Annotated in this window: 10 protein-coding genes; 1 reads left to right on the top strand and 9 read right to left on the bottom strand. The window is 70.8% G+C overall.

Annotation, left to right across the window (positions count from 1 at the left end):
* The 3 genes from WA805_RS03315 to WA805_RS03325 all read right to left on the bottom strand — a co-directional run.
* On the bottom strand, positions 1-598 hold a 598-nt coding region (locus tag WA805_RS03315), incomplete at its 3' end, for a xanthine dehydrogenase family protein molybdopterin-binding subunit (protein WP_425241617.1).
* Between the two features lie 112 nt (positions 599-710).
* On the bottom strand, positions 711-1,595 hold the full coding sequence (locus tag WA805_RS03320) for an FAD binding domain-containing protein (protein ID WP_422290988.1): 885 nt from the start codon (positions 1,593-1,595) through the stop codon (positions 711-713).
* Entirely contained in the window at positions 1,592-2,086 is a 495-nt protein-coding gene (locus WA805_RS03325; RefSeq protein WP_422278803.1) for a (2Fe-2S)-binding protein, read from the bottom strand. The genes WA805_RS03320 and WA805_RS03325 overlap by 4 nt, the downstream gene beginning before the upstream one ends.
* A 126-nt stretch (positions 2,087-2,212) precedes the next feature.
* On the opposite strand from WA805_RS03325, the gene WA805_RS03330 reads away from it, so the two are divergent.
* Positions 2,213-2,662: an RrF2 family transcriptional regulator gene (locus WA805_RS03330; protein WP_422278801.1), complete on the top strand. Its 450-nt coding sequence runs from the start codon at positions 2,213-2,215 to the stop codon at positions 2,660-2,662.
* A gap of 36 nt (positions 2,663-2,698) precedes the next feature.
* Here WA805_RS03330 and WA805_RS03335 read toward each other — a convergent pair whose 3' ends face one another.
* The 6 genes from WA805_RS03335 to WA805_RS03360 all read right to left on the bottom strand — a co-directional run.
* Complete coding sequence (locus WA805_RS03335) at positions 2,699-3,067, bottom strand: helix-turn-helix domain-containing protein (RefSeq protein ID WP_422278799.1); 369 nt, start codon at positions 3,065-3,067, stop codon at positions 2,699-2,701.
* Positions 3,068-3,215: 148 nt separating this feature from the next.
* The gene (locus tag WA805_RS03340) at positions 3,216-3,722 is read right to left on the bottom strand and encodes a CinA family protein (protein ID WP_422325937.1); all 507 of its coding nucleotides are present in this window, start codon (positions 3,720-3,722) and stop codon (positions 3,216-3,218) included.
* Positions 3,715-4,329 (bottom strand): CDP-diacylglycerol--glycerol-3-phosphate 3-phosphatidyltransferase, encoded by a 615-nt coding sequence (pgsA, locus tag WA805_RS03345; RefSeq protein ID WP_422337839.1) that lies wholly within the window; start codon positions 4,327-4,329, stop codon positions 3,715-3,717. The genes WA805_RS03340 and pgsA overlap by 8 nt, the downstream gene beginning before the upstream one ends.
* 175 nt (positions 4,330-4,504) lie before the next feature.
* Positions 4,505-5,914 carry a 30S ribosomal protein S12 methylthiotransferase RimO gene (gene rimO, locus WA805_RS03350; protein WP_422278793.1) on the bottom strand — a complete coding sequence of 470 codons (1,410 nt, stop codon included), beginning with the start codon at positions 5,912-5,914 and terminating at the stop codon, positions 4,505-4,507.
* Positions 5,915-5,977: 63 nt separating this feature from the next.
* Positions 5,978-6,757 (bottom strand): helix-turn-helix domain-containing protein, encoded by a 780-nt coding sequence (locus WA805_RS03355; RefSeq protein ID WP_422290991.1) that lies wholly within the window; start codon positions 6,755-6,757, stop codon positions 5,978-5,980.
* A gap of 159 nt (positions 6,758-6,916) precedes the next feature.
* Positions 6,917-8,459 (bottom strand): DNA translocase FtsK (locus WA805_RS03360; RefSeq protein WP_424558857.1); only part of this gene is annotated, 1,543 nt, incomplete at its 5' end.

Here is an 8,459-nt window from a genome sequence, read left to right on the forward strand (position 1 = left end):
GCTCAAGCGCGACCGGCGCGATCCGCTGGCTGACCATCCGCTGACCGACCCGGTAGGCGGCGGACTCGAACGCCGCCGCCGCGTCCCCGGTGGTGATCCGCTTGCGGACGGCGATGTTGCTGTCCGCGCCGTCGTGCAGTACCGGGGCGCCGTCGGCGGCCGCGTCCAGCGGGCCGATGACGACGGGCAGCTCGTCGTAGTCGACCATGACCAGCTCCGCCGCGTCGGCGGCCTGCTCGCTGGTCTCCGCGACGACGAGCACGACAGGCTGGCCCGCCCACAGAACCTTGCCGGAGGCGAGGACCGGGAACTGCGGGTTGAGCGAGCCGGGCGGCAGGCCCTCCGCGCCCGGCAGCGGGCCGACCCCCAGCTCAGCCAGGTCCGCCGCCGGGTAGACGGCGACGACGCCGGGCGCCTCGCGGGCCTCGGTCACGTCGACGCTGAGGATGCGCGCGTGTGCCAGCGGGCTGCGCACCACGAAGGCGTGCAGCGCGCCCTCGGGGGCAACGTCGTCCACGTACCGGCCACGACCAGTGAGGAGCGCCGGGTCCTCGCGGCGCACGATGGCCTCCCCGATGAGGCGAACCTCGGCCGTCACAACCGCCTCCCCGCGACGTGCACCGGGACTGGGTGTCCTTCGGGGCGAATAGCGCCAGAAAAGACACCCGATGATGCGGAGGACGCCGGGCGCGGTGCCGGCAGGCGCGTGGTCACGGCGTAGTCCGCGCCCGGGCGAGCGCGCGCGTGAGCGCGCGGCGGGTGAGTACTTCCGCCAGGTGCAAGCGGAACGGGCCGCTCGCGTGCTGGTCCGATAGCGGGCGGACGCCTTCGGCCACGCTCGCGGCCGCCACGGCCAGCGAGTCGGGGGCGGCCGGGGCGGAGACAAGGGCCCGTTCCGAATGACGGGCACGGAAGGGGCGGCCCGCGACACCCGTGACGGCGACCTTAACCGAGGTGATGACCTCGTTTTCCACCGTCACCGCGGCGCAGACCCCGGCCAGCGGCAGGTGGCTGGCGGGCTGCTCGAACTTCTCGTAGGCCGAGCCCGTCGCCGCGCCGGGCGGCAGCGTGATCGCGGTGACGATCTCGTCCTCGGCGAGGTCGGTGGCGAAGACGCCCTGCAGGAAATCGTCGAGCGGGGTGACGCGGCTGCCGCTTCTCGCGGTGATACGGACCTGAGCGTCGAGGGCGAGCAGCACCGCGGGCAGGTCCGCTGCCGGGTCGCCGTGCGCGACCGCACCGCCGATCGTCCCGCGGGCGCGGACCTGCGGGTCGGCGAGCACGGCGAGCGCGTCGGTCATCGCGGGCAGCCGGCCGGCGACCAGCGGGTCCCGGGCGAGGGCGCGGTAGGTGGTGAGCGCGCCGATCGTGGTGCCGTCACCGTTGCTGACGCCAGTGAGCTCGGTGAGGCCGGCGATGTCGACCAGCGTCTGCGGCGTGGCGAGCCGCAGCTTCATCATCGGCAGCAGGGACTGGCCGCCGGCCAGCAGCTTGGCCTCCTCGCCGTCGGCCTGCGCCGCGGCGAGCAGGTCGAGGGCCTCGTCGACGGAGCGCGCGCTGGTGTAACCGAAGTCAGCGGGGAACATCGCGGTCATGCCTCCCGCAGGTGCGCGGCGGCGGCGAGGGCTGCGGCGACGATGTTCTGATAACCGGTGCAGCGGCAGATGTTGCCGTTGAGGCCGTGCCTGACCTCGGCCTCGGTGGGGTCCGGGTTGTCGGCGAGCAGCTGGCGGATCGCCATCACCATGCCCGGCGTGCAGTAGCCGCACTGCAGGCCGTGCTCCTCCTGGAAGGCCCGCTGGATGGGGTGCAGGCCGTCGCCGCTGTCGTCGGCGGCCAGGCCCTCGATCGTGGTGATCTCGTGGCCGCTGGCCTGGGCCGCGAGCACCGTGCAGGACTTCACCGCGACGCCGTCCATAGCGACCGTGCAGGCCCCGCACTGCGTGGTATCGCAGCCGACGTGGGTGCCGGTGAGCCTGAGCCGGTCGCGGAGAAAGTGCACGAGCAGGGTGCGGGCCGGGACCTCAATGGCATGGGGTGCGCCGTTGACCGTGACCTCGACCGTCACGTCCCGTGAACCAGCCATCCAGTCCAGTTCCCTCCGGTAGCGGGCGGCGTCCCGTGTTGCTTCTCGTGCGGCGGGATCGATTGCAGCTTAGTCCTGGGCGATCCGATGTCAGAAAACCGGTCGGGAAGCTGCATAATTACGTTCATGCGACTCTCCGCACGTGCCGACTACGCACTGCGCGCGGCCATCGAGCTCGCCGCCGCGAAAGACGGCCATGTCACCGCCGAGCAGCTCGCCCAGGCACAGCACATTCCCGGCAAGTTCCTCGAGACGATCCTGACGCACTTGCGGCGCAGCGGCCTAGTGCGCAGCCAGCGCGGCCCCGACGGGGGTTTCTGGCTGGCCCGGCCCGCGAACGAGATCTCGCTCGCGGACATCATCAGGGCGATCGACGGGCAGCTTCTCGGCGTGCGTGGCGAGCGGCCGGAGAACGTCACCTACCCGGGCGCGGCCGAGCCGCTGCAGCGGGTGTGGATCGCGCTGCGCGCCAACGAGCGCGCGGTACTGGAAACCGTCACGCTGCAGGACATCGTGTCGGGCAAGCTGCCTGAAGCCATTCAGCTGCTCACCGACAGCCCGCAGGCCTGGATATAGCGCTTTTCTTACGCTCGGGCCAGTGGGCTCGTCCGGTCAGACCGGCACCATGTCGGTGACGTCGCCGACCGCCTTGCGGATATCGCTGTCCACCGGCCTGGCATCCGGTACCGCGACAGGAACCCGCAGGCCGGGCTCGCGCGGGGCGCCGAGCGCCGGCTCGTTCTGCAGTTCGGCTAGCGAGAAGTTATCGGAGACCTCGCGGAAAACCTGCGACAGCGGCGTGTCAAGAGCCGCGCAGATGGCGGCGAGCAGCTCAGACGAAGCTTCCTTGCGGCCGCGCTCCACTTCGGAGAGGTAGCCGAGCGACACGCGGGCGGACGCGGACACCTCGCGGAGAGTGCGGCCCTGCCTGATGCGCAGGCGACGCAGCACGTCGCCTAGCAATTGGCGAAGCAGTACCATCGCACACTCCCTTCCTCAGGCCAATCGCCCACCGAGCTTCCTCACGGAGTACCCGGGACCGATCGCCGCTACATCCAAGGTACCTTGTCCGTGCGGCCAGCCCGCGAGACCATCATCCCGTGAGTTCGTTCATGCTGTAACGCTGTAATCACGTCTTCTCTTCCCGGAGCCTGCCTAGTGTCAAACCAAGGACACGCTCCACTGTCAGTCTACGTACCTCGTCCCGGTTTCCGGTCAATGCCATCGTCCGCACCACCGTGTCTTCGGCAAGGCTCACCGCGATGTGCACGGTGCCTGGCGCGAAGCCATCGGCCGGGTCAGGCCCCGCGACTCCGGTGGTGGCCACGCCGACCGTCGCCCCCAGCAGCTTCCTGACGCCGTCGGCCATCGCCGCCGCCACCGGCGCGTAGACCGGGCCGTGGTCTTCCAGCATGTCGCTATCGACGCCGAGCAGCTCCGCCTTGAGCTCGGTCGCGTACGCCACCACCCCGCCGCGGAACGCCTTCGACGACCCCGGCACGTCGGTCAGCGCCGCCGCGACCAGCCCGCCGGTGAGCGACTCGGCCGCGGCCACCGTCTCGCCGTTTTCTGCCAGCAGCCGGAGGATCTCGGTAGCCAGCTCTCGCGCGTCGCTGCCGGCTACCCCGTCAGCCATCTGCCCCTCCGCCGTTCCCGCCGCTCGCGCTCGTGCTGTTCGCGCTCGTGCCGCTCGTGCCTGGCCGCGGTCCGGCCGGACCGCGGTACAGGCGCACCGCGCGCAGCACGTAATCCGCGCCCGTCACCAGCGTTACCACGACAGCGACGGCCATGACAACCTCCCGCACCCAGGCCGGCGGGCTCAGCGAGGCGGGCAGTATGTACAGGCAGATCGCCGCGACCTGCAGCAGCGTCTTCAGCTTGCCGCCCTGACTCGCGGCGATCACGCCGCGCCTGATCACCACGAACCGCAGCACGGTCACGCCGACCTCGCGGATCAGGATCAGCGCCGTGACCCAGCCGGGCAGTTCGCCGAGCACCGACAGGCTGATCAGCGCCGCACCGGTGAGCGCCTTGTCCGCGATCGGGTCGGCGATCTTGCCGAAGTCGGTGACCAGCCCACGGCTGCGGGCCAGCCGCCCGTCGAGCAGGTCCGTCACCGACGCCAGCACGAACGCCGCGAGCGCGGCGAGCCGCCACCCGGTGCCGCCGGCGAACAGGCACACGACGAACACCGGCACCAGGAGGATGCGCACCACCGTCAGCACGTTGGCGATGTTCACCAGGCCCGGCGGGGGGGGACTGGGGGGACTGGTCCCCCCAGGTGGGGGCGGAGGGGGACTGGTCGCCTCAGTCCGCCCAGGCGAGAGACTGCCCTGGCCTGGCGGGGGGGAACTGGTCCCTCCAGTCGGGGGACTGCCCTGGCCGGGGGTGTCGGCGGGCGTGGCGCTCACGGCCGCGTCAGGCGCTCGCGATGAGGTCGGCTCCCGCGGACTCGGTCACGCGGGCGATCACCAGGTCGCCAGGCGCCAGCGGGCGGTCCGCTTCCAGGGTGGTCGACCCGTCCACGTCCGGGGCCTGGTGCGCGGCGCGGCCCTCGTACCTGCCGTCGCCGAGCACCTCCTCCACCAGCACTTCGACCGTCTCGCCCACCCGGTCCGCGGCGCGCTGCGCCATGACCTCCTCGGCGAGGCCGGCGAACTCGCCGACCCGGCGGGCGATCTCATCCTCGTCCACCTTGTCCGCCTCAGGGAAGGTGGCGGCCTCGGTGCCATCCTCGTCGGAGTAGCCGAAGACGCCGATCGCGTCCAGCCGCGCCTCGCTCAGGAACAGCTCGAGCTCGCGCAGGTCGGCCGCGGTCTCCCCGGGGAAGCCGACGATGAAGTTCGACCTGACGCCGGCGTCGGGGCACGCGTCCCTGATCCGGTCGATCAGCTCGGTGAACCGCGCCCGGTCGCCGAACCTGCGCATCTTCCGCAGCACCGGGCCGCTGGCGTGCTGGAACGACAGGTCGAAGTACGGGGCCACGCCCGGCGTTGACGTCATCACGTCGACCAGGCCGGGCCGGACCTCGGCGGGCTGCAGGTAGCTGACCCGGACCCGGGCGATGCCGTCGACCTTGGCCAGCTCGGGCAGCATCGTCTCGAGCAGCCGGAGGTCGCCAAGGTCCTTGCCGTAGGACGTGGAGTTCTCGCTGACCAGCAGCAGCTCGCGCACCCCGTCGGCGGCCAGCCAGCCGGCCTCGGCCAGCAGCTCGGGCGGGCGGCGGGAGACGAACGCCCCGCGGAACGACGGGATCGCGCAGAACGAGCACCTGCGGTCGCAGCCGGACGCGATCTTCAGCGGCGCGGTAACGCCGCCGGACAGCCGCCGCCGGATAGGCCGCGGGCCTGACGCCGGGGCGATCCCCGGCGGCAGGTCGGTCAGTTCGGTCAGGTCGGGTTTCGGGGTCATCTGCCGCTCGGACGGGCTGACCGGCAGCAGCGAGCGCCGGTCCCTCGCGACGTGCGCGGGCCGCTTGCGGCCGGCCAGCACGTCGTCCAGCCGCGCGGCGATGTCCGCGTAGTCGTCGAAGCTGAGGACCTGAGCCTCGGGCAGCTCGCCCGCGAGTTCCGTGCCGTACCGTTCGGCGAGGCAGCCGACCGCGGCGACCTTAGCGCCCGAGTCCGCCGCCGTCAGCAGCTCGTCGATGGATTCCTGCTTGGCCGCCTGGATGAACCCGCAGGTGTTGACCAGGACGACGTCCGCGTCCTCCCCTTCGCCCCGCAGCGTCCAGCCACCCGCCGCCAGCCGGGCGGCGAGCTCCTCCGAGTCGACCTCGTTGCGCGCGCAGCCGAGGGTGACCAGGCTGACTGTACGGGAACTAGACACAACGAGAGGGTACGCGATCGGGCGCCGCGCTTCGCTCACCGGGCACCGGTCGCCGACCGCGGGTCAGCCGCCCGTGGCGGAGTTCTGCTGCGAGGGATTCGTGACGGGGTTCTGCTGCGACGGGTTGATGCTGAGGTACCCCACCGTCTGAGTGTTCTGCAGCTCGGGCTTGCCGTTCACGGTCAGCGAGATCCCCGGCGGGTTGCCGACGACCATGCTCACCGGGTCCTGTTCCCGCCAGGTCATGCTCTGCCCGGCCGGGATGATGCCCTGGTACAGCTGCTGGCCTGTCGAGTTCGTCAGCCCGACCCAGCAGTCCTGGGTCGCGGTCAGCCTGATGACCGCCACCGGCGGCCCGGTATTCGTAACGGTCGTTGGCCGTACGGCGGGCGTGACGGCCGGCTTAGGCTTAGGCTTCACCACCGGCCGCAGGTTCGCCGCCTGGGAGGCCGGCGAGTGCGTACCGTCCGTGGAGACCAGGTGGTAGGCGGCGAAGCCGATCACCGCGAGCAGCGCGACGATCAGGATCTTGCCGAGCCCGAACGGCCGCGGCTCGTGGATCTTGATCGGCGTGGCGGGCTCGAAGATCTCCGCCGCGCGCATGCCGCCCGGCGGCCCATGCTCCTCGTCGTACTCCCTGATCAGCGGCACCGGGTCGACCCCGACCACGGTAGCGATCGAGCGGATGTGCCCCCGTGCGTAGAAGTCCCCGCCGCACGGCGAGAAATCGCCCTGTTCGATTCCCCTGATGAGCGTTTCCCTGATCCGCGTCTCCTGGCTCACCTGCGTAATCGTGAGACCCCTCTGACGTCGCGCCTCCGCCAGGGTGTCACCAATGCTCACACCGCGCCTCCAGGTATCTCGACGTGAAATCCTTGTACCCAGCGGACGTTATCAGTCACCTAGCGTCAGGAACTTAAGCAGACGGCGGTGCCACCCGCTTTCGTCCGGCACGAGGCGACAGCCTGGGCAGCACCCAGGGCACGCCAGTAGATCCCCCCGCTATCCGCCCCGCAACGACGTGAGCACCTCATCGAGGTCATCCGGCCTGATCAGTACGTCTCGTGCTTTGGAACCTTCACTTGGGCCGACAATACCCCTGCTTTCCAGCAAGTCCATCAGCCGGCCGGCCTTTGCGAAGCCCACCCGGAGCTTGCGCTGGAGCATGGACGTCGACCCGAACTGCGTCGACACCACCAGCTCGGCCGCCTGCAGCAGCAAGTCGAGGTCGTCGCCGATGTCGGAGTCGATCTCCCTGGTCTTCGCCGGCACCGCCTGGACGTCTTCCCGGTAGGTCGGCTCGGCCTGCTTCTTGCAGTGCGCGACGATGTCCCGGATCTCCTTCTCCGAGACGAACGCGTTCTGCAGCCGGATCGGCTTCGACGCGCCCATCGGCAGGAACAGCGCGTCGCCCTGCCCGACCAGCTTCTCCGCGCCCGGCTGGTCGAGGATGACCCGCGAGTCGGCCAGGCTCGAGGTCGAGAACGCGAGCCGGGACGGCACGTTGGCCTTGATCAGGCCGGTCACCACGTCCACCGACGGCCGCTGGGTGGCCAGCACCAGGTGGATGCCGGCGGCCCGGGCCAGCTGGGTGATCCGCACGACGCTGTCTTCCACGTCCCGCGGCGCGACCATCATCAGGTCGGCCAGCTCGTCCACGACCGTCACCAGGTACGGGTAGGGCTCGTAGGTGCGCTCGGACCCCGGCGGCGCGGTCAGCTTCCCCGCCCGCACCGCCTTGTTGAAGTCGTCCACGTGCCGGAACCCGGACGCCGCCAGGTCGTCGTAGCGCCGCTCCATCTCGCCGACCACCCACTCCAGGGCCTCGGCGGCCTTCTTCGGGCTGGTGATGATAGGCGTGATCAGGTGCGGGATTCCCTCGTAGATCGTCAGCTCGACCCGCTTGGGGTCGATGAGGATCAGCCGCACCTGATCCGGCGTCGCCCGCGTGAGGATGCTCGTGATGAGCCCGTTCAGGCACACCGACTTGCCGGAGCCGGTGGCGCCGGCCACCAGCACGTGCGGCATCTTCGCCAGGTTCGCCAGGACCGTGTGGCCCTCCACGTCCTTGCCGAGCCCGACGACCATCGGGTGGTGCTCGGCGACCGCCGACGGCGAGCGGAGGATGTCGCCGAGGCTGACGATCTCCTTGTCCGCGTTCGGGATCTCGACGCCGATCGCCGACTTGCCGGGGATCACCGGCAGGATCCTTACGTCGGCGCTCTTGACCGCGTAGGCGATGTTCTTCGACAGCGCGGTGACCCGCTCCACCTTGACCGCCGGGCCGAGCTCGATCTCGTACCTGGTGACCGTCGGCCCGCGGCTGAACCCGGACACCTGCGCGTCCACGTTGAACTGCTCGAGCACCTCCGACAGCGCGGCGACCACGATGTCGTTGGCCTTGGTACGGGCCTTCGGCGGGCTGCCCGGGCGCAGCAGCGTCGCCGGCGGCAGCGTGTAGACGCCGGCCGCCGCCCCGCTGAGCGTCAGCTGCTCGCCGGGCCGCACCGGGGTGTGATCCGCGCCGCGCGACGCGGTGCCGAAG

The sequence above is a fragment of the Trebonia sp. genome, assembly GCF_049794275.1.
Classification (GTDB): Bacteria; Actinomycetota; Actinomycetes; order Streptosporangiales; family Streptosporangiaceae; genus Trebonia.